This is a genomic window from Streptomyces sp. NPDC024698 (genome assembly GCF_055559015.1).
Window position 1 is genome coordinate 612,449 of the sequence record NZ_JBVHLK010000001.1, and the last position, 23,089, is coordinate 635,537.

Genomic DNA, 23,089 nt, shown 5'->3' on the forward strand with positions numbered 1-23,089 from the left:
CAGCCCCGCACACCCCCGCCAGAACCATCGTGCCACCAACCGGCCGCTCGTATGCGACAGGTGACGCATCGTCGGCCGGGAGCGGCCCCGTGAGCGAACCGGCGCCCCACCGGAACAACGCCGCACCACCCTTCCCCCGCCGCACGAAAAAACGTCAACAGCACTGCCCAGCGCCACAATTCAGGGGTGGCCGGACGGTGAATTCACCGCACTGATTGCCGTGTCCACACATCTCGTTCGCAGATATTCCGAATTACTGTCACAGGCTCACGTCGAACGCGGGGTGCATGCAGTCAAACCCCATCGGACCGGACATGTCTCCGGAGTCGCCCGCGGGCGGTATGCGCCGATTCATCGGTGCAGAACGGTACACAACACCCGTCCCTGATAAGGGAATCAATACCCGGAACCTTGTGCGGATCCGCAGGCACACTTCTCCGGATCCGGGGTAGACGCAGGCGATAGCAGGAATGAGATCGAGCGTTTTACGAGAACGCACAGACGACGCTAGGGTGCCTCAGATGTTCCACGCCGCCACGCCCCCCGTACACGCAGCGAGGTCCAGATCAGTCCCTCTGAGTTCTCGGCGGGAGACCCTGTGACCAACTCGCTCCGACTCCACGACCACCAGGGATCAGCGCTTCCGACGGACCCGCGGCCGGCCGTCACGGCGGACGGGACGCAGGACCCGCGCCCGCCCCGGACCGCCGACGGCACCGGCACGGCCACCTCTCCGGACGCCGGACCCGCCAAGCAGCGCGACGCCTTCTTCGACAACGCCAAGTACCTGGCGATCGTCCTCGTGGCCATGGGTCACGTGTGGGATCCGCTGAAGGGCCAGAGCCGGCTCCTGGAAGCGCTGTACATGTTCGTGTACGCCTTCCACATGCCGGCCTTCATCGTCATCTCCGGCTACTTCTCCCGCAATTTCGACATGCGCCCCGACCGCCTGAAGCGGCTGGTCACCGGCGTTCTCGTACCGTACGTCCTCTTCGAGACGGCCTACTCCCTCTTCAGCCGCTGGGTCGGCGGCTCGGACCTGACGATCAGTCTGCTCGATCCCTGGTACCTCACCTGGTTCCTGGCCGCGCTGTTCGTCTGGCGGCTGACGACCCCGCTGTGGAAGGTGGTCCGCTGGCCGCTTCCGCTGACCCTGTGCCTCGGTCTGGCCGCGTCGGTCTCGCCGGAGATCGGTGACGACCTGGCCCTCCAGCGGGTGCTTCAGTACCTGCCGTTCTTCGTCCTCGGTCTGACCCTGAGGCCCGAGCACTTCCGGCTCGCGCGCCGTCGTGACGTGCGCCTGCTGTCGTTGCCCGTCGTGGCCGCGGCCCTGGTCGTGGCCTACTGGGCGGCGCCCCGGATGAACGTCGCCTGGTTCTTCCACCGCGACAGCGCCCAGGAGATGGGCGTCCCCTGGTGGACGGGTGTCCTCATGACGCTCGCGCTGTACTCCTGCTCGCTGCTGCTCACCACGTGCTTCTTCGCCTGGGTGCCGCAGCGCAGGTTCTGGTTCACGGCGCTCGGCGCGGGCACGCTGTACGGCTATCTGCTGCACGGCCTGGTCCTCAAGGGCTGCGCGTACGCGGGCTTGTTCGACCAGGACTGGCTGCGCGCGCCGCTCGGGGAGGCCGTCGCGACGGTCGTGGCCGCCGCGCTCATCACGGTCCTGTGCACCCGGCCCGTCCGGCGGATCTTCCGGTTCGCGATGGAACCGAAGATGGAGTGGGCGTTCCGGCAGGACGCGGCGCGGGCCGCCCGGGAGCGGGCCAAGGTCACCGCCTAGCGTCCGCGTCCCCGGCCGCCCCGCGGCCCCGTGACCGCGCGGACGAGAAGCGGCGTGGCGTACGAGAAGCGTCGCGTACGAGAAGGGCGGGCCCCAGGTGCTGGGGCCCGCCCTTCTCGGCGTCGGCGTGCGCGGCCTTCGCCGCGTTCAGCCGGGCGGCAGCCCCAGCAGGGCCCGCATCGTCGCGTACTTCCTGGTCAGACGGATCCGGGTGAGCTCGTCGAGGACCGCGAGGCGGCCCGGGTCGGAGTTGTGCGCCAGATCGGACGCCTTGACCAGCAGGGCTCCCCGGGTGGTACGGACTCGTCCGGCGTACGACTCCGGGGACTCTCCGTCCGCCTTGGTGAGCGCCCGCACGATGTCCTTCGTACGGGCGCTCAGCGCGGCCTCCTCCAGCCACTCCGCGGAGAGGGCGTCGTCCTCGACGGCGTCGTGCAGCCAGGCCGCCGCCAGCTGGTCGTCGTCGCCTCCACGCTCACGGACGCCGTCCGCCACGGCCTGGAGGTGCTCGGCGTACGGACGGCCGGCCTTGTCGGTCTGGGCCGCGTGCGCCGCGCGGGCGAGCGCTTCGACTTCGGCCAGGGTCAGGAGAGGTCGGGTCACGCGATCAGTGTCTCCTCGGTACGGGCCGCCGCCTCCGTCGCCGGGATCGGGCGGGCGCGGGGCGCGGTCAGCGTACCGGGGCCAGACCGTCGCGGCAGATGAGAAGGAGGGCCCGGTCGTCGTTGACGTCCCTGGCCACCGCCTCGATGAGGTGCCAGGCCGCACCGTGGAAACCGCCGGCGACATAGCGGTCGGCCTCTCCGGTGAGCCGGTCGATGCCCTCGACGATGTCCCGGTCGGCGGTCTCGACCAGCCCGTCCGTGAACAGCATGAGCACGTCCCCGGACCGCAGCGAGCCCTTCACCGGGTCGAACTGGGCGCCGTCGTACACCCCGAGCAGGGGGCCCTCCGCGACCTTCTCCTCCCAGCGGCCGCTGCCCGCGCTGAGCTGGAGGCCCGGCGGGTGCCCCGCGGAGAAGAGTTCGTAGTCGCCCGAGTCGAGATCGAGCACCAGATGGATCGAGGTCGCGAAGCCCTCGTCCCAGTCCTGGCGCAGCAGATAGCCGTTCGCCGCGGGAAGGAAGGCGTGCGGCGGCAGCGAGCCGAGGAGGCCGCCGAAGGCCCCGGACAGCAGCAGGGCGCGGGATCCGGCGTCCATCCCCTTGCCGGAGACGTCGGTGAGGACGACTTCGAGGGTGCGGCCGCCGTTCGTGCGGGCGGCCACGACGAAGTCACCGGAGAAGGACTGTCCGCCCGCCGGGCGCAGCGCCATCTCGCGGTGCCAGCCCACCGGCAGTTTCGGCAGCTTGCTCTGCACGCGGATGCGTTCGCGCAGGTCGAAGAGCATGGTGCCGCCGCGCCGCCAGGGCACGCCCACGCGGCTGCGGAACTGCGCGATCAGCAGTCCGAAGAAGCCGCAGGCCGCGACCACGAGGACCACGCCGGGTGTCACCCGGGAGGGGCCCTCGGTGTACGGACCGAGCTTCACGGACTCCACTATCAGCGCGGTGGCGGCGGCCGCGTACAGACCGAGCAGGCTGGCGGGCCGCAGCAGCAGTCCGCCCGCCACGATCGGCAGGACCAGGGCGGCGGGTGAGCACCACACCGAGTTGACGAGGGTGGTGGAGGCGATCACCGGGATCATGATCAGCAGGCCGGCCAGCGCGATCCAGTCGGAGCCGTCGCCGCGGAAGTAGTCGACGGCGGATCTGCGCAGCCCTGTTCGGGCCCGGTGCCATTGCATCTTCAACCGGGCCGTGAACGTATCGGCTTCAGCGCGCCGCGCTCGTCCTGCTGCCATTAGTTCGGGACCCTATCCATCGGACCAGGCGCTTGGCACGGGAGGTCCCACTTGTCCCCCCTCCGAGCGCTCAACTTCACAGAGAACCGCGGTGGCACATTCGGTCGGGGGCCGTCGCGGCCGGGCGAAATTTGCTCGCTCGTACCGCATTGCCCTGGTAGGCATGGGCTATGACGACTGACGTTCGGGTGCTGCGGCAGGCCGACTGGGACGAATGGTACGAGAACCTGATCCGCGCGTTCGGAGGTGTGGCGGAGTCGTCCGAGGAGCGCGAGCTGTGGAACGCGCTCACAGAGTACGACCGTTCGCTGGGCGTGTGGGACGGGGCGGACTGTGTGGGTACGGCGGGGGCGTTCTCCTTCCGGATCACGGTCCCCGGCGGGGCCTCCGCTCCGGCGGCCGGGGTCACGATGGTGAGCGTCGCGGCCACGCACCGGCGGCGCGGGGTGCTCACCGCGATGATGCGCCGCCAGCTGGACGACGTCCGGGCCCGGGGTGAGGCGCTCGCCGTCCTGGTGGCTTCGGAGCCGGCGATCTACGGGCGGTTCGGGTACGGCATCGCGACCTCCTCGATCAGCGCGGAGATCGACACCGCCCGCGTGCGGCTGTCCGTGCCGCCCGGTACCGACGGCGTACGGCTGCGTTACGCGGCGCAAGCGGAGGTGCTGGACGCGTGCGAGGCGGTGTACGCGCGGCTCGTGCCGCAGCGGCCCGGGATGCTGGCCCGCAGGCCCGGCTGGCAGCGGCTCATGCTCCTGGACCCGGAGAGCGAGCGGAGCGGGGCCTCTCCGTTGCAGTGCGTGGTCGCCGAGCGGGACGGCGAGACCGTCGGGTACACCCGCTTCAGGGTCAAGCCGGAGTGGGGCCCGGCCGGGCACAACGGGGTCGTCACGATGGTGGATCTGGAGGGGCTGGACCCGGCGGCGCGGGCGGCGCTGTGGCGGTTCCTCTTCGACATCGACCTGACGTCCACCGTGCGGACCCGGGCCCGCCCCGTCGACGAGGGCTGGCAGTACCTGGTCTCCGACATCCGCCGCTGCCAGGTGCGGGTGAAGGACTCGCTGCATGTGCGGCTCGTGGAGGTCGGGGCCGCGCTGGAGGCGCGGACCTACCAGGCCCCGGTGGACGTGGTGTTCGAGGTCGAGGACCCCTTCTGCCCCTGGAACGAGGGGCGTTGGCGGCTGACCGGCGACGCCAAGGGAGCGGTGTGCGTGCGCACCGAGGACGCTCCCGATCTCGCCCTGTCCGTGCGGGAGTTGGGGGCCGCCTATCTCGGCGGTGTGCCGCTCGCCTCGCTCGCGGCGGCCGGACGGGTGCGTGAACTGCGGCAGGGCGCGCTGGCGGAGGCGTCGATGGCGTTCGCCTCGGTGGTCGCCCCCTGGCTGCCGCACGGGTTCTAGGACCCCGTCGCCCGGCGGCGGTTCCGGCGCCCGGCCGGGCTCAGGCCCGCTGGCAGCCCGGGCACCAGAAGAGGTTGCGGGCGGCGAGATCGGCGGTGCTGATCTCGCCGCCACAGATGTGGCAGGGCAGGCCGGCCCTGCGGTACACGTAGACCTCGCCGCCGTGGTCGTCCACGCGCGGCGGCCGGCCCATGACCTCGGGGGTGTGCTCCGGCCGGACGGTGTCGATGCGGTTGTTGCGGACGCCCTCGCGCATGAGGTCCACGAGGTCGGCCCAGATCGCGTCCCACTGCCCGGCGCCGAGATCCTTCCCCGCGCGGTACGGGTCGATGCCGTGCCGGAAGAGGACCTCCGCGCGGTAGACGTTGCCGACGCCCGCGATGACCTTCTGGTCCATCAGCAGCGCGGCGATCGTCGTCCGGCTCCGGGAGACGCGCCGGTGGGCCGCCGAGGGATCGGCGTCCGGGCGCAGCGGGTCCGGACCGAGCCGGCCGTGTATCGCGTGCTTCTCGTCGTCCGTGATCAGTGCGCAGGTGGTGGGGCCGCGCAGGTCGACGTACGCGGTGTCGTTGACGAGTCGCAGGCGCACGGTGTCCGTGGGCGGCGGGGCGGGTGTGCCGCCGAATCCGACCTTGCCGAAGAGGCCGAGGTGGATGTGGACCCAGCGCTGCGGGCCGAAGCCGAGGAACAGGTGCTTGCCGTGGGCCTGTGTCGCGGTCAGGACCGATCCGTCGAGGAGGGCCGCGGCGTCGGCGAACTTGCCCTGGGGGCTGGTGACGCGGACGCCGCGGCCACCGAACGCGGCAAGGTAGTCCTCCGCGAGCCGGTGAATGGTGTGCCCCTCGGGCACCGTTCCTCCTGCTGTCTGTCTCGCTCGTCCGACGCTCGGCGGGCCGGCCTGTCGGCCGGCCGGGGTGCCGGAGTCCCTAGTGCCGGAGTGCCGGTGTCAGGCCTGCGGCTGCTGCGGGTGGTGGGCCGGGATCGGCGGGAGTTCCCGGGTCTTCTCGTAGTCCGCGAGCATCTCGATGCGGCGGACGTGGCGCTCCTCGCCGGTGAACTGCGTGTTGAGGAAGGTCTCGACGAACTTCGTCGCCTCCTCCTCGGTGTGCATCCGGGCGCCCACGGAGATGACGTTCGCGTTGTTGTGCTCGCGGCCCAGCGCGGCGGTCTCCTCGCTCCAGGCGAGTGCGGCCCGTACGCCGGCGACCTTGTTCGCGGCGATCTGCTCGCCGTTGCCGGAGCCGCCGATGACGACACCGAGGGAACCCGGGTCGGCCACGGTGCGCTCGGCGGCACGGAGGCAGAACGGCGGGTAGTCGTCCTGGGCGTCATAGATGTGGGGCCCGCAGTCGACGGGCTCGTGGCCGGCGGCCTTGAGCCACTCGACGAGGTGGTTCTTCAGTTCGAGACCGGCATGGTCGGATCCGAGATACACGCGCATGGTCCGAGTGTGACACGGCCGTCCCGGCCCGGCCGCGCCGGGTCCCGCCCGGGAAAAGTGTGAGCCATCCTACAGAACCTCAAGGAAACCTCAAGTAACGATCTGGATTCAAAGGTTCACGAATTCCTTTGCCTCCGTTTCACTGGACCAACTTGTACGCCGACCCCTACAACGGATCGGTGGGCGCCCCGTACACCGCTCGTACGGATCGGGCGCTCTGCACGGGAATCTGCTCATCCGGCGCAAAGGAATCCCCCTCATGACCTCGCAGCCGACCCCCACGAAGGCCGCACAGGCCCCTGGAGGCCCCGGAGAACCCGGTGGCGGCCTCCACGCCGGGCTCAAGAACCGTCATCTGTCGATGATCGCCATCGGTGGCGTCATCGGCGCCGGCCTCTTCGTCGGCTCCAGCACCGGCATCGCCACCGCGGGCCCCGGCATCCTTCTCTCGTACGCCCTCGTCGGCACCCTCGTGGTGCTGGTGATGCGGATGCTCGGCGAGATGTCCGCCGCCAACCCGACCTCGGGCTCGTTCTCCGCACACGCCGACCGCGCGCTCGGCCGCTGGGCCGGCTTCTCCATCGGCTGGCTCTACTGGTTCTTCTGGGTGGTGGTGCTGGCCGTGGAGGCCACCGCCGGCGCCAAGATCCTCGAAGGGTGGATGCCCGGCGTACCGCAGTGGGGCTGGGCGCTCATCGTGATGCTGGTGCTGACGGCCACCAACCTCGTCTCGGTCGGCTCGTACGGCGAGTTCGAGTTCTGGTTCGCCGGGATCAAGGTCGTGGCGATCGGCGCGTTCATCCTGGTCGGCGCGCTCGCGATCTTCGGTGTGCTGCCGGGCGTGGACGCCCCGAAGGCAGGTCTCGGCAATCTGAGCGATCACGGCGGCTTCCTGCCGCACGGCCCCGGAGCGATCCTCACCGGTGTGCTGCTGGTCGTCTTCTCCTTCATGGGCAGCGAGATCGCCACGCTCGCCGCCGGTGAGTCCGAGGACCCGCAGCGGGCCGTGACCAAGTCGACGAACAGCATCATCTGGCGTATCGCCGTCTTCTACCTGGGCTCGATCCTCGTCGTCGTCGCCCTGCTGCCCTGGAACGACCCGTCGATCAAGGACAAGGGCTCGTACGTCGCCGCCCTGGACTCCCTCGGCATCGCGCACGCCGGTCAGATCATGAACGTCATCGTGCTGACGTCCGTGCTGTCCTGTCTCAACTCCGGCCTCTACACCGCCTCCCGGATGGCCTTCTCGCTCGGCCAGCGCGGGGACGCGCCGAAGGCGTTCGCCCGCACCACGCGGCGCGGTGTGCCGCTGACCGCCATTCTCGTCTCGGTCGCCTTCGGCTTCCTGGCCGTCTTCTTCAACTACAAGTTCCCGGACTCGGTCTTCCTCTTCCTGGTCAACTCCTCCGGTGCGGTGGCCCTGTTCGTGTGGCTCGCCATCTGCTTCTCGCAGCTGCGCATGCGGAAGATCATCCAGCGCGAGGCACCGGAGAAGCTCGTCGTGCGGATGTGGCTCTACCCGTACCTGACCTGGGCCACGGCCGCGATGATCGTGTTCGTGCTCGGCTACATGCTGACCGACACCGAGCACGACGGCCGCGAGACCGTGCTGCTGTCGCTGCTCGTCGCGGCGATCGTGCTGGTCATCGCCTTCGTCCGGCAGAAGGCCGGCGCGGGCTCCCGCACTTCCGCGGAACCGCTCGAAAGCGGCTCCCGCGAGAAGACCCAGGCCGAGGTCGGCGCCTGACCCGCCACCGACGCCTGAGTGAGGAGGGGCCCGCGGCCGATGGCCGCGGGCCCCTCCTTCGTTTGTCCCCCGAGAATCCTTCGTACGTGCCCGGAGAACGGGCGAAGGCCCGCCGGATGAGGTCGGAACACCGACCCGGCGAGCCTCCGGCGCGAAACCGCCGGCCTACTTCTTGTCGACGAGCTTCCAGGCGGTCGGCAGGATGCCCATGGCCAGGGCGGCCTTGAGGGCGTCGCCGATCAGGAACGGGGTGAGGCCCGCCGCGAGGGCCGCGCTCGCCGACATGCCGGTGGCCAGGGCCAGGTAGGGCACGCCGATCGCGTAGATGATCGCCTCGCCGAGCAGCATCGTGCCCGCCATGCGCAGCACGGAGCGGTCGGCGCCGCGGCGGGCCAGGGCGCCCACGACGGTCGAGGCGAGCAGCATGCCGAGGATGTAGCCGAAGGACGGGGCCGAGGCACCGGAGCCACCCCCGGCGAACCACGGGACACCGGCCATGCCCACGACGGCGTACACCGCGAGCGACAGCAGGCCCCGGCGGGCGCCGAGCGCCGTGCCGACGAGCAGCGCGGCGAAGGTCTGGCCGGTCACCGGCACCGGGGAACCCGGGACGGGCAGCGAGATCTGGGCGGCGAGACCGGTGAGTGCGGCACCGCCGAGCACGAGGGCGGCGTCACGGACGCGGGAGGCCGGAAGAAGGTCGGCGAGGACCTCGCCGGGGCGGGAGGGCGTGGCGACAGCGGTGCTCATGAGGACTCCGGCGAACAGGGGGTACCCCCTTGGCTCATGGGGAGCCCGGGGGAGGACAGGGCGGAACACGGCGACGCTATCCCAGGGGCATACGGGTGATCACCGTCAGCGATCGACAAAGCGCGGTTCCGGGGATTGGTGGGCTCCTTACAAAGAGTGCCGGGTACACCTGCCCGAAGGTGATGCTGGTCACTGAGGTGAAGTCGTTTCCGCTACGGGAGGGTTCGGGAAGACGACTGTGGAAACTCACCAAAGACGTGATCGAGCCCTCCGGCCCGGCAGGTGGGGATCCGGCCCGGCTGTCCGGTCCTTGGGCGCCCCTGGCCGGTCCCCCGGCCGACCCCCTACCCTTCCCCCATGGTTCCCCAGGCCCTGAACTTCTCGTCGCGTCGCTATGTCGACCTGCGACGCCAGGGCACCGCCACCTGTCGCCGCCCGTCCTGAGGCGGAGCGGAGCGGATCCGGACCGCCGGGACGAGAGCACAGCGGACCACACCAGGCGCACGCCGTACCCGTTGCGGCACGGCGCACGTGACGGCGCTCGGCCGGACCAGCTCCCGAGGATGAACCCCATGGCCAGTACGGTGGCACCCCCTTCGACGTCCCCTCCCTCCCCCGTCCTCGACCGGCGCCGGGGGAGCGCCAGCGTGATCCTGCGGTCCGTGCTGGAGCACGGGCCCGTCGCGCGCAGCACCATCTCCCGGCTGACCGGGCTCTCCCCGGCGTCGGTGACCGACTACTGCGCCCGGTTCACCGAACGGGGCCTGATCCGGGAGGCCGCCGCGCCCCGCCGGTCGGGCGGGGTCGGGCGGCCGCATCTCCCGGTCGACCTGGACCATTCCCGCTTCGTGGTCGGCGGGGTTCATGTGGCGGTGCCGTACACGACGGTGGCGCTGCTCGACCTGCGCGGACGGGTCCTCGCCGAGCGGCGGCTGCGGCACGACCGCACCGAGCCGGGCCTCGTGCTCGCGAACGCCGCCGACGCGATCACCGCTCTCCTCGCCGGCTCTCCCGGCCGCACCGCCCTCGGCATCGGGGTGGCGGCCGGCGGCTGGGTGGACCCGGACTCCGGCACGATCGTGGACCATCCGCTGCTGGGCTGGCACGACGTGGCCGTACGGGAACAGGTCGGGGCGCGCACGGGGCTGCCGGTCCATGTGGACGGCCACGCACGGGCGTTGGTCAACGGGGAGCGGCTGTTCGGGCGGGCCAGGGGCAGCCGCAGCGTGCTGCATCTGTTCGTCGGCAATGTGGTGGACGCCGCCTTCGCCACCCACGACCAGGTGCACTACGGACCTCGCTCACAGGCCGGCGCGATCGCCCATCTGCCCCTGACAGGAGGGTCGGAGCGGTGCGACTGCGGCCGGACGGGGTGCCTCCAGGCCGAGTTGAGCGAGCGGACGCTGTGCCGGCGGGCCCGGGAGCGCGGTGTCACGGACGGCTCGAATCCGATGCACGTCGTCTCCGCGGCGGCGGCCGGCGACCCGCTGGCGGTGGAGCTGCTGACGGAGCGGTCCCGGATGGTCGGGCGGGCGGCGGGGCTGCTGCTCGACGTGCTCAACCCGGAGACGGTCGTCGTCACCGAGATCGGCGCCATCCACCGGGAGGACTGCCTGAGCGCGCTGCGCGAGGCGGTGGGAGCGGAGCGGGCGTCCGCGGTCGTGCCGACCAGCTTCCCCGATTCGGTGCTGGCCGTGGCGGGCGGGTCGGTCGTGCTCGACGTGCTCTACCGCGATCCGCTGGGCTCCCCGGGCTCCCCACCAGCGGTCATTTAATTCAGAAAGTCGGAATGTTGACAGGGCTCGTTCCCGGACAGGAGCATCGTTGACATGAGCAGCGCGCGGGTGCAGGTTCCGCTCACCAAGTGCCGTGTGGTCGACCTGATGCGGGTCGCACGCACACGTTGTTGCTGACCTCTCGCCAGTGACCCGCCATCCCTGACCTTTCGTCACGGGCCCGCGGTCACCGGTTCTTCGGCGCCGCCCTCCCCGACGTTGATCCGCTGAAGCGCTGATCCGTCGTACCCGGGGCCGGTCGTCCGGCATCGCCTCACCCCTGCCCGGCCGTCTTCGCCCTGGCCGTTCCCGTCTCCTCAGGCACGCCACCGGCGTGTGTCCTCCGTGCGCGCTCGCCATCCCTCCGGCTTCGCCCTGCCCGGAACCTCGCGCGCTCTCCCGCCACCTGGAATACCCGGAGTCCTTCCATGCCACCACTGTCCGCACGGTCACCCCGTTCCTCCTCGCCCCTGTCCGCGTCCGGTGTGGACCGGCGTGTCCTCCTGTCCTCCCTCGTCGGGGTCGCGGCCGCGGCCGGGCTGAGCGGCTGCGCCGGTGCCAGTGCGGCCGGCACCCGGTCCAAGGAGGACCTGTCGGCGCCCCTGTCGGACAAGGTGCCGCGCGGGACCGAGCTCAAGGTCGCCTCGTACCAGGGCGTCCAGCAGCTCCAGTTCAAGCTGGCGGGGCTGTCCGGACTGCCGTTCACCGTCTCCGACTGGGTGAACATCGGAGCAGGACCCGATGTCATCAACGCCTTCCGCGCCAAGTCCCTGGACATCGGGAACAACGCGGGCATCCCGCCGATCCAGGCGCACTTCCAGGGCTTCGACGCGAAGATCGTCGCGATCGACGTCACCCGCAAGCCCAACTACCTGTTCGCCACCAAGCCCGGCAGCGACATCAAGGACGTCCAGGGGTTCAAGGGCAGGAAGCTGGCCTTCTCCCAGGGCCAGGCGCAGGGTGTCGTCCTGCTGCGCGCCCTCAAGCAGGCCGGGATCGCCTACGGCGACGTGACGCTCGTACCGCTGACCAGCAACCAGTTCCTCACCGCGCTCCAGGCGGGCCAGGTGGACGTCGCCCCGCTCGCCAACAGCCAGGCGCCGGCCTATCTCAAGCAGTACGGATCGAAGGGCGCCCGCACCATCCCCACCGAGGTGGTGGACCTGCTCAACCTGCTCTGGGCGCCGTCCTCGGTGCTGGCCGACCGCGCCAAGGCGGCCGCGGTGGCCGCGTACATCCCCCGCTGGGCCAAGGGCCAGGTGTGGGCGTACGAGCACCCGGACGCCTGGAACGAGGAGTTCTACGTCAAGACGCAGAACCTGACCCTCGACCAGGCCCGGTCGATCACCGCTCTCGCCAACAAGCCCCTGTTCCCGCCGAGTTGGGACGAGGCCATCAAGTGGGAGCAGGAGACCGCGGATCTGCTGGCGGAGGGCGGCTTCGTGAAGAAGTTCACGGTCGACTCGCTCTTCGACCGGCGCTTCGAGGCCCTCGCGTCCAGGGCCGTCCCCGCGGAATACCGGAGGTGACGGCGATGACCACCGAGACCACGGCCCCGGCCCCGGCCCCGGAGGCGGAGGAAGCCACCGTGGCTCCCGCCGCCGCCTCGTCCCCCGACACCGCTGCCGGCGGCGAAAGGGCCGCCCGCCCCTCCCGCCGCTCTCCCCGGGCCAGGCGCCGCACGCTCGCGCCCGGCAAGCGGCTGCCCGCCTCCCGGCTCATCGGACCGGTGGTGTTCCTCGGCCTGTGGGCCCTCGCGTCCGCCGCCGGGCAGCTGGATCCCGGCGCGATCCCCGCGCCCTGGACCGTGCTGAGGACCACCGGTCACCTGTGGACCGACGGCACGCTGCCGACCGATGTGCTGACGTCCCTGGAGCGCGCGGGATACGGGTTCGCGATCGGCCTGATCGCCGGTGTCCTCCTCGCCCTCGCGTCCGGGCTCAGCCGGATCGGGGAGGCGCTGATCGACGGGACCGTGCAGCTGAACCGGGCGATCCCGACCCTCGGCCTGATCCCGTTGTTCATCCTCTGGCTGGGCATCGGCGAGACCTTCAAGATCGCGATCATCGCGATCGTCGTCTACATCCCGATCTATCTGAACCTGCACTCCGCCCTGTCCGGCATCGACCACCGGTTCGTGGAACTCGCCGAGGTCCAGGGGCTGTCGAGGCTCCGCTTCATCCGCGAGATCGTGATCCCCGGTGCGCTGCCCGGCTTCTTCGTCGGGCTGCGGCTCGGGGTCACCGCCTCCTGGCTCTCCCTGGTCGTCCTGGAGCAGATCAACGCCACCAGCGGCCTCGGCTACATGATGTTCCAGGCCCAGAACTACGGGCGGACCGACATCATCCTCGTCGGTCTGCTGATCTACGGCATCTTCGGGCTGGTCTCCGACAGCGCGGTTCGTCTCGTCGAACGAAAGGTGCTGTCGTGGCGACGCACACTCAGCAGCTGACCCGCTCCACCACGGTCCGACTGCGCGGGCTCACCCGGTCCTTCGAGGGCCGCACGGTGCTCGACGAGATCGACCTCGACCTTCCCGACGGCCAGTTCACCGCCCTGCTGGGACACAGCGGCTCCGGCAAGAGCACCCTCCTGCGCGCCATCGCCGGCCTCGACCACGGCGTCGCCGGAAGCGGCGAACTCACCGCGCCGGAACGGGTGTCCGTGGTCTTCCAGGACTCACGGCTGCTGCCGTGGCGCCGGGTCCTCGACAACGTCCTCTTGGGGGCGGAGGGCCGCGAGGCCGCCCAAAGGGGCCGTTCCGCCCTCGCCGAGGTGGGCCTCGCGGGGCGCGAACGGGCCTGGCCGAACGAGCTGTCCGGCGGCGAGGCACAGCGCGCCGCACTGGCACGCTCGCTCGTACGCGAACCCGAACTGCTCCTGGCGGACGAGCCGTTCGGAGCCCTGGACGCGCTCACCCGGATCCGGATGCATGTGCTCCTGCGCGAACTGTGGGAACGCCACCGGCCGTCGGTGCTGCTCGTCACGCACGACGTGGACGAGGCGATCGTGCTGGCCGACCGGGTGCTCGTCCTCGACCACGGCCGTATCGGCCTCGACCTGTCCATCGACCGCCCGCACCCCCGCTCGTACCGCGACCCGCTGCTCGGCGAATACCGCGAACGCCTCCTGACCGCCCTCGGGGTGACCGAGGACGTGACCGGACCGCGCCCGGACCCGGAGCAGGACCCGACCGCGACCCCGGCGACGACGGACGGCGCGGCCCGGAACGACGTGTCCGCGCAGCGGAAGGAGAAGCGCCCGTGACCAGCCCCCGCCGGCTCCATCTCAACGCCTTCCTGATGAACACCGGCCACCACGAGGCCTCCTGGCGGCTCCCGGAGAGCGACCCGTACGCCCATGTCGAGACGGCCCACTACGTGCGTCTCGCGCGGATCGCCGAACGGGGCACCTTCGACTCCCTCTTCCTCGCCGACGGCCCGGTCCTGTTCAACAGTGTGGGCCAGCGCCCTTCCGGCTCCCTCGAACCCATCACCCTGCTCACGGCGCTGGCCACCGCGACCGAGCACATCGGTCTGATCGCCACCGCCTCCACGTCCTACAACTCCCCCTACAACCTGGCCCGCAGGCTCGCCTCCCTCGACCACATCAGCGGTGGCCGGGCGGGCTGGAACATCGTGACCACGGCCGGCGCCGAGGCCGCCCGCAACTTCGGTCTCGACGACGAGCCCGCGCACGCCACCCGCTACGAACGCGCCGCGGAGTTCCTGGACGTGGCGCTCAAGCTCTGGGACAGCTGGGAGGACGATCTCGTCCTCGCCGACAAGGCGGCGGGTGTCTGGGGCGACCCCGGCAAGATCCATCCCGCCCGCCACAAGGGCACGTACTTCAGTGTGGAGGGCGCCCTCAACGTGCCCCGCAGCCCGCAGGGGCATCCGCTGCTCGTGCAGGCCGGCTCCTCGCAGGACGGCAGACGGTTCGCGGCCCGGTACGCGGAGGCGGTGTTCACCGCCCAGCAGACCCTCGCGGGCGCCCAGGAGTTCTACGCCGACCTCAAGTCCCGTACCGAGCGGGCCGACCGGAACCCGGACCACGTCAAGGTGCTGCCCGGCATCGTCCCGGTCATCGGCTCGACCGAGGCCGAGGCGCGCGCCCAGGAGTGCGTCCTTGAGGACCACATCGTGTACGAGCACGGGGTGAACCGGCTGGAACACCTGCTCCACCTGGAACCGGGCACCCTCGACCTGGACGCCCAACTGCCCGGCGGTCTGCCGCCGGAGGACGCGATCGAGGGGGCCAAGAGCCGCTACACCCTGGTGGTGGAACTGGCCCGGCGCGAGCGGCTCACCGTGCGCGAACTGATCGGCCGGCTCGGCGGCGGGCGGGGCCATCTGACCTTCGCCGGCACGCCCGGACAGGTCGCCGACGCGATCGAGGAGTGGTTCCGCGGCGGCGCCGCCGACGGCTTCAACATCATGCCCGCCGTGCTGCCGTCCGGTCTCGACCTGTTCGTGGACCACGTCGTGCCGATCCTGCGCGAAAGGGGCCTGCTCCGCCGGGAGTACGGCCCCCGGCAGACCCTGCGGCAGCGCTACGGACTCCCCCGCCCGGCCAACCGGTACACCACCTCGGTGTCCTCCCCTCCCGGCCCGGCCACCACCGCGGCCGCCACCGTTCCGCCCGCCGGCGTTCCGGCCACCGGCGTTCCGACCACCTCCACCGCACGCCCGATCCGCCGTCCCGAAAGGACCCGCACCTCATGACAGACATCGAGATCCAGAAGGTCACCGCGAACATCGGTGCCCGTGTCCTGGGCGTCGACATCTCCAAGCCCCTGGACGACATCACCGCCGCCGCCCTGCGCACCGCCCTCAACGAGCACAAGGCGCTGGTCTTCGACGACGTCGACCTGGACGACGAGGGCCAGCAGGCCTTCGCCCGCCACTTCGGCGACCTCACCACCGCGCACCCCACCGTGCCCGCCGTCGAGGGCGCCCCGAACGTGCTGCCGGTCGACAGCGAGCGCGGCCGCGCCAACCACTGGCACACCGACGTGACCTTCGTCCTCAACCCGCCGCAGGCCAGCACCCTGCGCAGCATCACCGTCCCGCCGTACGGCGGTGAGACGCTCATCGCCAACTCCGCGGCCGCCTACCGTGATCTGCCCGAACCGCTCCGCGCGTTCGCCGACACCCTGTGGGCCGAGCACACCAACGACTACGACTACGCGGTACCGGACGAGACCATCGACGAGGAACAGGCCGCGCAGCGCGCCCAGTTCACGTCCATCACGTTCCGCACCGCGCACCCCCTCGTCCGGGTCCACCCGCTGACAGGTGAACGCGGCCTGTTCATCGGCGGGTTCGCGCAGCGGATCGTCGGACTGTCGGTGGGCGAGTCCCGCAAGATCCTCGATCTGTTCCAGGCCTATGTCACCCGGCCCGAGAACGTCCTGCGCTGGCGCTGGTCCCCGAACCAGCTGGTCCTCTTCGACAACCGGATCACCCAGCACTACGCGATCGACAACTACGACGGACAGCCGCGCCGTCTGCACCGGGTGACCGTCGCCGGCGACGTGCCGGTCGGCGTCGGGGGCGAGGAGAGCCGCTCGATCGAGGGCGACGCCTCGCACTACACCGTGGTGGCCGGGTGACACCGTCCCGGCTCGGGTGACGTGAGACGGACGAAGGACGGCCCCCGCGAGGATCCCGCTCGCGGGGGCCGCCTCGTCACGGCTCGCTCGGCACGTTCAGCGAGAGCAGCGCCGCCGTCCCGTCCGCCATCCGGAGTTCGGTGACCGCCCCGTTGCGCAGGCCCGGCAGGACACGCCGGTACTCGCCCAACGGAATGGACAGCGCCTTGCACAGCACCAGGCGCAGCAGGGTGTTGTGGGCGACGACCAGCACGCGCCGGCCGGGGTGGGCGTCGGCGACGCGGCGCAGGGCGCGTGTCCCGCGGGCCGCCGCCGTGCGCGGATCCTCCGCCTCGGGGAACGGGTAGGACACCGGATCGGCCCGGAACGCCTTGGCCCGGACCGGGTTCTCCCGCTCGAACTCGGCGAGCGTGCGGCCCTCCATCACCCCGAAGTCGCATTCGCGCAGGCCCGGTTCGCGGTGCGCCACGAGTCCGAGGGCGCGGCACGCGGGCTCCGCGGTGGCGGCGGCTCTGGACATGGTCGAGGTCCAGATCGCGTCGACGGGGTGCGCGGCGGCCCAGCGGCCGAGGGCCTCCGCCTGGGCACGGCCCTCCTCGGTGAGCTGGACGTCGCTCACTCCGGCGTAGCGGTTCTCCGCGTGCCAGACGGTCTGCCCGTGCCGGACCAGGAGGAGGGTCGTAGCGCGGCTCGTAGTACTCATGAGGCGGAGTATCCAGGGCGGGCGGGGCTCGCGGGCGCTGCGCGGGAAGTCCCGGGACACGGCCGGCCCGTTCGCCCGTCGCGGGCCGCGCGAACGCATACGCTCGCGGGGCCGGCGTCCGGGTGTTCCCTCCCCGTCCCCCGTCCGCCGCGACAGTGACGGTTCTCGTACGGAGGTGTCGTCGTGGATGTGCGCTGCCCGAACTGCGGAGGTCCGCTCCAGCCGTTCCGCAGGCTCACCCGTCAGGAGCAGGAGGAGGTGCGCCGGATCAAGAGCGTGGACGATCCGGCCGCCTACCATCGCTGCACCCGCCCGGGCTGCCGCCGCTTCCAGCGCTGGAGCAACTGGCGCGACGGCGACAACTTCCCGGAGCCCGGGGCCTCCTGACCGGAGGCCTCCAGGTCCAGGTCCAGGTCCTCGTGACCGAAGGCCTACAGGTTGCTGAAGTCCGGCCCCGCCGTCCGCGTGCGCTTGATCTCGTAGAAGCCGGGCACCGAAGCGACCATCAGCGTGCCGTCCCAGAGCTTGGCCGCCTCCTCGCCCTTGGGGGTAGGGGTGACGACCGGGCCGAAGAAGGCGAGCTGCTCGCCGTCGGCGCCGGGGACGGCGATGACCGGGGTGCCGACGTCCTGGCCGACCTTGTCGATGCCCTCCTTGTGGGAGGCGCGCAGCTCGGCGTCGAACGCGAAGTCCTCCTGGTCGGCGTAGTCGATCAGGTCGGCGGGCAGGCCCACCTCTTCGAGGGCGCCGGCTATCGCCTCCTTGGTCGGGCCCGCGCCCTCGTTGTGGAAGCGGGTGCCGAGCGCGGTGTACAGCGGGCCGAGGACGTCCTCGCCGTGCTTCTGCCAGGCGGCGGTGACCACCCGGACGGACTGCCAGGCCGTGGTCGCGAGCATCTCGCGGTAGTGGTCGGGCAGTTCGTCGAGCTTGGGCTCGTTCAGTACGGCCAGGCTCATGATGTGCCAGCGGACCTCGATGTCACGGACCTTCTCCACCTCAAGCACCCAGCGCGAGGTCATCCAGGCCCAGGGGCACAGCGGGTCGAACCAGAAGTCGACGGGGGTCTTGCCGGTACCGGTCTCGACGGTCTGCTCGGGCATGGCTCTCCTCGGAACGGGGTGTTTCCCTGGGGAACACCGGCACGCGCCCGCACCATTCCCGGCGCGTCCGTGAGATTCCAGGGTCGCCATGGGGATTCCCCTGTGTCGCCGCCGTCGCGGTGCCCGCCGCGAGGAGCCCATGGCAGGATCGCCCTGTTCGCACATGTCTATGACGCCATGAGGGAGTGCAGCCGTGCCCGGTGAGAATCTGTCCCGCGACGAGGCCCAGGAGCGGGCGGCACTGCTGTCCGTCGACAGCTACGAGGTCTTCCTCGACCTGCGCTCGGCCGTCGGGGAGACGGAGTCCGGCGTCCCGGACGGAGGCCCCCGCACCTTCCGCTCGGTCACCACGCTCCGCTTCCGCTGCGCCGAGCCGGGCGCGGCGAGTTTCGCGGACCTGATCGCGCCGAGTGTGACGGCCGTCTCCCTCAACGGCAGGGATCTCGACCCGGGTGAGGTCTTCGACGGCTCCCGGATCCGTCTGGAGGACCTGGCCGCCGAGAACGAGCTCGTCGTGGACGCGCGGTGCGCCTACTCCCGCACCGGCGAGGGCATGCACCGCTTCGTCGACCCCGAGGACGGCGAGGTGTATCTGTACACGCAGTACGAGCCCGCCGACTCGCGTCGCGTCTTCGCGAACTTCGAGCAGCCGGACCTCAAGGCCCCGTTCCGCTTCGAGGCACGGGCCCCCGAGGGCTGGACCGTGTGGAGCAACGGCGCCGGCGAACTCACCGACGGCGTGTGGACGTTCGCCGAGACGAAGCCGATCTCGACGTACATCACCGCGGTCGTGGCGGGCCCGTACCACTATGTGACGGACTCCTACTCCCGCACCTTCGACGACGGTACGAAGCTGGAGATCCCGCTCGGCGCGATGTGCCGCAAGGGCCTGGCCCCCCACTTCGACGCCGACGACGTCTTCCTCGTCACCAAGCAGGGGCTGGACTTCTTCCACGACCACTTCGACTACCCGTACCCGTTCGGGAAGTACGACCAGGCGTTCGTGCCCGAGTACAACCTCGGCGCGATGGAGAACCCGGGGCTCGTCACCTTCCGCGAGGAGTACATCTTCCGCGGCAAGGTGACGCAGACGTCGTACGAGGCGCGGGCGAACGTCATCCTGCACGAGATGGCGCACATGTGGTTCGGCGACCTGGTCACCATGGTCTGGTGGGACGACCTCTGGCTGAAGGAGTCCTTCGCCGACTTCATGGGCACGTTCGCGAACGTCGGCGCGACCCGCTTCACCGACGCCTGGATCACGTTCGCCAACCGCCGCAAGGCCTGGGCCTACCGCGCGGACCAGCTGCCGTCCACCCACCCGATCACGGCCGACATCCGTGACCTCCAGGACGCCAAGCTGAACTTCGACGGCATCACCTACGCCAAGGGCGCCTCCGTGCTGAAACAGCTGGTGGCGTACGCCGGGCAGGACGCGTTCCTGGAGGGCGCCCGCCGCTACTTCAAGCGGAACGCGTACGGGAACACCCGGCTCGGCGATCTGCTGTCGGCGCTGGAGGAGACCAGCGGACGGGACATGGCCGCCTGGTCCCGGTCCTGGCTCCAGACCGCGGGCGTCAACTCCCTCACTCCGCAGGTGATCCTGGGCGCGGAGGGGCGCGTCACCGAGCTCGCGGTGCTCCAGGAGGCTCCCGAGTCCCACCCCGAACTGCGCCCGCACCGGGTGGCCGTGGGCCTGTACCACCGGGAGAACGGCGACGGCCCGCTCGTGCGGTACGCGCGCGCCGAGGCGGACGTCGACGGGCCCCGCACGGTCGTCACCGAGCTGGCCGGCGCGGAGGCCCCGGCGCTCGTCCTCGTCAACGACGACGACCTCACGTACTGCAAGATCCGCTTCGACGAGGGCTCGCTGGCCACGCTGCGCGAGGCGCTCGGCGAGATCACCGACCCGCTCGCCCGCGCGCTGTGCTGGTCGGCGCTGTGGAACCTCACCCGCGACGCGATCGTGCCCGCCCGGGACTTCATCTCCCTGGTGCTGCGCTTCGCGGGCCGCGAGTCCGACATCGGCGTCCTTCAGATGCTGCACGCCTGGGCGAACTCCGCGCTCGTCAACTACGCGGCGTCCGACTGGCGCGAGGAGGGCGGGGCGCTGCTCGCGGACGGCGCGCTGAAGGAGCTGCGGCTCGCCGAGCCGGGTGGCGAGCACCAGCTCGCCTGGGCCCGTTTCTTCGCCGTCGCCGCCTCCGGCGACGCCGATCTCCAGCTGCTCCAGGGCCTGCTGGACGGAACGGCGAAGATCGACGGTCTCGTGGTCGACCAGGAACTGCGCTGGGCGTTCCTGGAGCCGCTGGCCGCGCGGGGCGCCGCCGACGAGTCCGTCCTCGCCGCCGAACTCGCCCGCGACGACACGGCCTCCGGCAAACGGCACCAGGTCCGCTGTCTGGCCGCGCGTCCCTCGGCGGCGGTCAAGGCACAGGCCTGGGCGGCCGTCGTGGAGTCCGACGCGCTGTCCAACGCCCTGGTCGAGGCGACCATCTCCGGCTTCGGCCAGCCATCCCGGCGCGATCTGCTGGAGCCGTACACCGCCAGGTACTTCGCCGCGATCGACCGTGTCTGGGCGGAGCGGTCCATCCAGATCGGCATGGACGTGGTCCGGGGGCTGTTCCCCTCGCTCCAGGACTCGCCCGAGACCCTCGCGGCGACGGACGCCTGGCTCACCTCGCACGAGGACGCCCCGCCCGCGCTGCGCCGGCTGGTCCTCGAGTCGCGGGACGATCTCGCGCGGGCGCTGCGGGCGCAGGCCCGCGACATCGCCGCCGCGGGCTGATCACCCGGTCCGGACGGGACCCGGCAGCGGAGGGCACCGGCGCCACGGGCGTGCGGTGCCCTCCGCCGTGCACGGGTCCGACGGCGTGCCCGGGGTGCGTTGATCGACTGGTCCGCTGATCCGATGCGCGCATTGGTTACGAGATGCAGGTATTCAGAGCCGTAACCCCTATGAACACGCGACGGGACCAGCGTCTTTCGGCGGCCGAACACGCGTGCTTCCCGCAGCGGTTGTCCCGATTCTCCGACGGGCGGGTAACAGGGGTTAGGAGGCGGCACCACAGCGGGAACCCCCGGACCATGAACCACGGCGCCCCGCTCTCCCCCCGCACCCACCGCCCCTCGTCCCCCGTGCAGCACCGGGTCCTGACCACCGCCCAGTTGCGCGGCCACGGCGTGACCACCGCGGACGCCACCGAGCGGTGCCGTCCCGGGGGACCCTGGCAGCGGATCCTGCCCGGCGTGTTCCTGCTGCGTCCCGGCCCGCCGACCCCCGAGGAGCGGCTGCACGCGGCGCTGCTCTACACGGCCCGTCCCCCCTCGGCCCGCACGACGGCGCGCGTCCCCGCCCAGCCCGGCTCCGAGGAACCGCGCACCCCGCGGCCCGGCGCGGACGCGCTGATCACCGGTCTCGCGGCACTGGCCCTGCACGGTCTCTCCTGCGCCCCGGCGCTGCACTCGCTCGACACGATCGACGTCCTGGTCCCCCGGCTGCGCCGGCTGCGCTCGACCGGCTGTGTCCGCATCGTGCGCACGACCGTGCTGCCGGCGCCCTCGTTCGTGGCCGGGGTCCCGGTCGCGGCCGTCCCCCGCGCGCTGGCCGACGCGGTCGCCGAGCTGCCCGACGCGGAGTCCGTGCGCGGGCTGCTGACGGAGGCGGTGCGCCGCGGTTTCTGCGAACCGCGCTCGGTCGTGGAGGAGCTGACGGCGGCCCGGCTGCTGGAGCGCCCGCACGTCGTGGACGCCGTGGACTCACTGGTGGCGGAGGGCAGGGCGATCGCGGAGAACCGGCTGTACCGGATGGTCTTCGAGCACGGACTGCCCGACCCGGTCTGGAACGTCGACCTGCGGCTGCCCGGCGGCCCCGGCCTCGGCGGCGCGGACGCCTACTGGCCCGAGCAGGCGGTGGCGGTCGAGCTGGACACCCGGACCCCGCTCCAGGGCGCCGAGGCCCAGGAGTCCGAGCGGGCCCGCAGGCGCGAGCACCTGGAGCGGCTGGGCATCACCGTCGTCCACGTCACCCCGCGCGGGCTCAGGGACGGGATGGAGCAGCAGGCCACCGTCGTACGGACCGCGCTCATGGCCGCGACCGACCGCGATCCGGCCGCCTATGTCGTGGTGCTGCCCCGGTCGTGACGGACAGGGCGGTGCCCGGAGGGGAGGGTGGGGGCCCACGGGCTGTTCGCGTGGGCCCCCACCCGCGTCCCACGGGCCGCCCGCGTGGGCCCCGCCCGCGTTCCGGTGGCGTTGTCAGTGCCTCGATCTACTGTGGTGCGAGCGGGAATTCCCTGACCGGAGCCGGCTGGAAGCGCCCACGCCGACGAGCCGGAGACAAGCGACAGGAGAGCGCGATGACGACCCTGCCCGACCGCCCGAACACGGCGTTGCTGGTGATCGACATGCAGCACGGGGCGGTGGACGGTGCCCATGATCTGGCGGCGGTGACCGCGAACATCGGCGCGCTCGTCGCCCGGGCCCGCGCCGAGGCGGTGCCGGTGATCTGGGTGCAGCACTCCGACGATCACATGAAGTACGGCAGCGCGTCCTGGCAGTACGTGCCGGAGCTGGTCCGCGAGGAGGCGGAGCCCGTCGTCCACAAGAACTACGGCGACTCCTTCGAGGCCACCGATCTGGACGCCCTGCTCGGCGAGCGTGCCGTCGGCCATCTCGTGGTCACGGGCGCCCAGACGGACATGTGTGTCCGCTCCACCCTCCACGGCGCCTTCACCCGTGGGTACGACGTGACGCTGGTCGGCGACGCCCACACCACGGAGGACCTCACCGCGTACGGCGCCCCCGCCCCGGCCGAGGTCGTCGCCCACACCAACCTGTACTGGAAGGGCCAGCGCGCGCCCGGCCGGCGCGGGAACACCGTCGAGACGGCGAAGGTGAGCTTCGCCAAAAGAACCGAGGGCTAGGAGCGGCT

At 71.3% G+C, this 23,089-nt stretch carries 20 protein-coding genes; 13 read left to right on the forward strand and 7 right to left on the reverse strand.

All coding sequences use genetic code 11. The features are described from left to right. The first annotated feature begins 598 nt into the window (after window positions 1-598). Window positions 599-1,783 carry an acyltransferase family protein gene (locus tag ACZ4AA_RS02655; RefSeq protein ID WP_467594039.1) on the forward strand — a complete coding sequence of 395 codons (1,185 nt, stop codon included), beginning with the start codon at window positions 599-601 and terminating at the stop codon, window positions 1,781-1,783. A 147-nt stretch (window positions 1,784-1,930) separates the two neighbouring features. Here ACZ4AA_RS02655 and ACZ4AA_RS02660 read toward each other — a convergent pair whose 3' ends face one another. Continuing rightward, window positions 1,931-2,386, reverse strand: a complete 456-nt coding sequence (locus tag ACZ4AA_RS02660; protein ID WP_467594042.1) for an HD domain-containing protein — start codon at window positions 2,384-2,386, stop codon at window positions 1,931-1,933. A 67-nt stretch (window positions 2,387-2,453) separates the two neighbouring features. Continuing rightward, window positions 2,454-3,626 carry a PP2C family protein-serine/threonine phosphatase gene (locus ACZ4AA_RS02665; protein WP_467594045.1) on the reverse strand — a complete coding sequence of 391 codons (1,173 nt, stop codon included), beginning with the start codon at window positions 3,624-3,626 and terminating at the stop codon, window positions 2,454-2,456. Between the two features lie 170 nt (window positions 3,627-3,796). Between ACZ4AA_RS02665 and ACZ4AA_RS02670 the strand changes: the two genes are divergently transcribed. After that, entirely contained in the window at window positions 3,797-5,026 is a 1,230-nt protein-coding gene (locus ACZ4AA_RS02670; protein ID WP_467594048.1) for a GNAT family N-acetyltransferase, read from the forward strand. A 40-nt stretch (window positions 5,027-5,066) separates the two neighbouring features. Here the strand turns inward: ACZ4AA_RS02670 and ACZ4AA_RS02675 are convergent, their stop codons facing one another. Next, complete coding sequence (locus tag ACZ4AA_RS02675; RefSeq protein ID WP_467594051.1) at window positions 5,067-5,876, reverse strand: Fpg/Nei family DNA glycosylase; 810 nt, start codon at window positions 5,874-5,876, stop codon at window positions 5,067-5,069. 96 nt (window positions 5,877-5,972) lie between these two features. After that, window positions 5,973-6,467, reverse strand: a complete 495-nt coding sequence (locus ACZ4AA_RS02680) for a ribose-5-phosphate isomerase (RefSeq protein ID WP_467594054.1) — start codon at window positions 6,465-6,467, stop codon at window positions 5,973-5,975. A 259-nt stretch (window positions 6,468-6,726) separates the two neighbouring features. On the opposite strand from ACZ4AA_RS02680, the gene ACZ4AA_RS02685 reads away from it, so the two are divergent. Beyond that, window positions 6,727-8,214: an amino acid permease gene (locus ACZ4AA_RS02685; RefSeq protein WP_467594056.1), complete on the forward strand. Its 1,488-nt coding sequence runs from the start codon at window positions 6,727-6,729 to the stop codon at window positions 8,212-8,214. A gap of 165 nt (window positions 8,215-8,379) precedes the next feature. On the opposite strand, the gene ACZ4AA_RS02690 is transcribed toward ACZ4AA_RS02685, so the two are convergent. Further along, window positions 8,380-8,964, reverse strand: coding sequence for a biotin transporter BioY (locus ACZ4AA_RS02690; protein WP_385408240.1), 585 nt, complete (start codon window positions 8,962-8,964; stop codon window positions 8,380-8,382). A gap of 572 nt (window positions 8,965-9,536) precedes the next feature. On the opposite strand from ACZ4AA_RS02690, the gene ACZ4AA_RS02695 reads away from it, so the two are divergent. The 6 genes from ACZ4AA_RS02695 to ACZ4AA_RS02720 all read left to right on the forward strand — a co-directional run bounded on the left by ACZ4AA_RS02695 (window position 9,537) and on the right by ACZ4AA_RS02720 (window position 16,353). Then, window positions 9,537-10,739 (forward strand): ROK family protein, encoded by a 1,203-nt coding sequence (locus ACZ4AA_RS02695; protein ID WP_467594059.1) that lies wholly within the window; start codon window positions 9,537-9,539, stop codon window positions 10,737-10,739. Between the two features lie 428 nt (window positions 10,740-11,167). Further along, complete coding sequence (locus tag ACZ4AA_RS02700) at window positions 11,168-12,268, forward strand: ABC transporter substrate-binding protein (protein ID WP_467594062.1); 1,101 nt, start codon at window positions 11,168-11,170, stop codon at window positions 12,266-12,268. A 5-nt stretch (window positions 12,269-12,273) separates the two neighbouring features. Then, the gene (locus tag ACZ4AA_RS02705) at window positions 12,274-13,191 is read left to right on the forward strand and encodes an ABC transporter permease (RefSeq protein ID WP_467594065.1); all 918 of its coding nucleotides are present in this window, start codon (window positions 12,274-12,276) and stop codon (window positions 13,189-13,191) included. Continuing rightward, entirely contained in the window at window positions 13,167-14,006 is an 840-nt protein-coding gene (locus tag ACZ4AA_RS02710; protein WP_467594068.1) for an ABC transporter ATP-binding protein, read from the forward strand. Before ACZ4AA_RS02705 ends, ACZ4AA_RS02710 begins: the two co-directional genes overlap by 25 nt. Continuing rightward, the gene (locus tag ACZ4AA_RS02715; RefSeq protein ID WP_467594071.1) at window positions 14,003-15,463 is read left to right on the forward strand and encodes an LLM class flavin-dependent oxidoreductase; all 1,461 of its coding nucleotides are present in this window, start codon (window positions 14,003-14,005) and stop codon (window positions 15,461-15,463) included. The genes ACZ4AA_RS02710 and ACZ4AA_RS02715 overlap by 4 nt, the downstream gene beginning before the upstream one ends. Then, window positions 15,460-16,353 (forward strand): TauD/TfdA dioxygenase family protein, encoded by an 894-nt coding sequence (locus tag ACZ4AA_RS02720; protein ID WP_467594074.1) that lies wholly within the window; start codon window positions 15,460-15,462, stop codon window positions 16,351-16,353. The genes ACZ4AA_RS02715 and ACZ4AA_RS02720 overlap by 4 nt, the downstream gene beginning before the upstream one ends. Before the next feature lie 76 nt (window positions 16,354-16,429). On the opposite strand, the gene ACZ4AA_RS02725 is transcribed toward ACZ4AA_RS02720, so the two are convergent. After that, a complete protein-coding gene (locus ACZ4AA_RS02725) occupies window positions 16,430-17,056 on the reverse strand; it encodes a histidine phosphatase family protein (protein ID WP_467594076.1) in 627 nt (208 codons plus the stop codon). A 183-nt stretch (window positions 17,057-17,239) separates the two neighbouring features. On the opposite strand from ACZ4AA_RS02725, the gene ACZ4AA_RS02730 reads away from it, so the two are divergent. After that, complete coding sequence (locus tag ACZ4AA_RS02730) at window positions 17,240-17,443, forward strand: hypothetical protein (protein ID WP_467594079.1); 204 nt, start codon at window positions 17,240-17,242, stop codon at window positions 17,441-17,443. A 44-nt stretch (window positions 17,444-17,487) separates the two neighbouring features. Here the strand turns inward: ACZ4AA_RS02730 and ACZ4AA_RS02735 are convergent, their stop codons facing one another. Beyond that, window positions 17,488-18,156, reverse strand: coding sequence for a mycothiol-dependent nitroreductase Rv2466c family protein (locus tag ACZ4AA_RS02735; protein WP_467594082.1), 669 nt, complete (start codon window positions 18,154-18,156; stop codon window positions 17,488-17,490). Between the two features lie 193 nt (window positions 18,157-18,349). On the opposite strand from ACZ4AA_RS02735, the gene pepN reads away from it, so the two are divergent. The 3 genes from pepN to ACZ4AA_RS02750 all read left to right on the forward strand — a co-directional run bounded on the left by pepN (window position 18,350) and on the right by ACZ4AA_RS02750 (window position 23,081). Beyond that, entirely contained in the window at window positions 18,350-20,944 is a 2,595-nt protein-coding gene (gene pepN, locus ACZ4AA_RS02740; RefSeq protein ID WP_467594085.1) for an aminopeptidase N, read from the forward strand. A gap of 299 nt (window positions 20,945-21,243) precedes the next feature. Further along, on the forward strand, window positions 21,244-22,299 hold the full coding sequence (locus tag ACZ4AA_RS02745) for a hypothetical protein (RefSeq protein WP_467594088.1): 1,056 nt from the start codon (window positions 21,244-21,246) through the stop codon (window positions 22,297-22,299). Between the two features lie 215 nt (window positions 22,300-22,514). Further along, the gene (locus tag ACZ4AA_RS02750) at window positions 22,515-23,081 is read left to right on the forward strand and encodes an isochorismatase family protein (RefSeq protein ID WP_467594091.1); all 567 of its coding nucleotides are present in this window, start codon (window positions 22,515-22,517) and stop codon (window positions 23,079-23,081) included. Window positions 23,082-23,089 lie beyond the last annotated feature (8 nt).

What these genes read in the sequence shown, in the direction of transcription:
- ACZ4AA_RS02665 (WP_467594045.1), bottom strand. Translation starts at nt 3,626, where the DNA reads ATGGCAGCAGGACGAGCGCGGCGCGCTGAAGCCGATACGTTCACGGCC.
- ACZ4AA_RS02670 (WP_467594048.1), top strand. Translation starts at nt 3,797, where the DNA reads ATGACGACTGACGTTCGGGTGCTGCGGCAGGCCGACTGGGACGAATGG.
- ACZ4AA_RS02680 (WP_467594054.1), bottom strand. Translation starts at nt 6,467, where the DNA reads ATGCGCGTGTATCTCGGATCCGACCATGCCGGTCTCGAACTGAAGAAC.
- ACZ4AA_RS02685 (WP_467594056.1), top strand. Translation starts at nt 6,727, where the DNA reads ATGACCTCGCAGCCGACCCCCACGAAGGCCGCACAGGCCCCTGGAGGC.
- ACZ4AA_RS02690 (WP_385408240.1), bottom strand. Translation starts at nt 8,964, where the DNA reads ATGAGCACCGCTGTCGCCACGCCCTCCCGCCCCGGCGAGGTCCTCGCC.
- ACZ4AA_RS02695 (WP_467594059.1), top strand. Translation starts at nt 9,537, where the DNA reads ATGGCCAGTACGGTGGCACCCCCTTCGACGTCCCCTCCCTCCCCCGTC.
- ACZ4AA_RS02700 (WP_467594062.1), top strand. Translation starts at nt 11,168, where the DNA reads ATGCCACCACTGTCCGCACGGTCACCCCGTTCCTCCTCGCCCCTGTCC.
- ACZ4AA_RS02705 (WP_467594065.1), top strand. Translation starts at nt 12,274, where the DNA reads ATGACCACCGAGACCACGGCCCCGGCCCCGGCCCCGGAGGCGGAGGAA.
- ACZ4AA_RS02720 (WP_467594074.1), top strand. Translation starts at nt 15,460, where the DNA reads ATGACAGACATCGAGATCCAGAAGGTCACCGCGAACATCGGTGCCCGT.
- ACZ4AA_RS02725 (WP_467594076.1), bottom strand. Translation starts at nt 17,056, where the DNA reads ATGAGTACTACGAGCCGCGCTACGACCCTCCTCCTGGTCCGGCACGGG.
- ACZ4AA_RS02735 (WP_467594082.1), bottom strand. Translation starts at nt 18,156, where the DNA reads ATGCCCGAGCAGACCGTCGAGACCGGTACCGGCAAGACCCCCGTCGAC.
- ACZ4AA_RS02745 (WP_467594088.1), top strand. Translation starts at nt 21,244, where the DNA reads ATGAACCACGGCGCCCCGCTCTCCCCCCGCACCCACCGCCCCTCGTCC.
- ACZ4AA_RS02750 (WP_467594091.1), top strand. Translation starts at nt 22,515, where the DNA reads ATGACGACCCTGCCCGACCGCCCGAACACGGCGTTGCTGGTGATCGAC.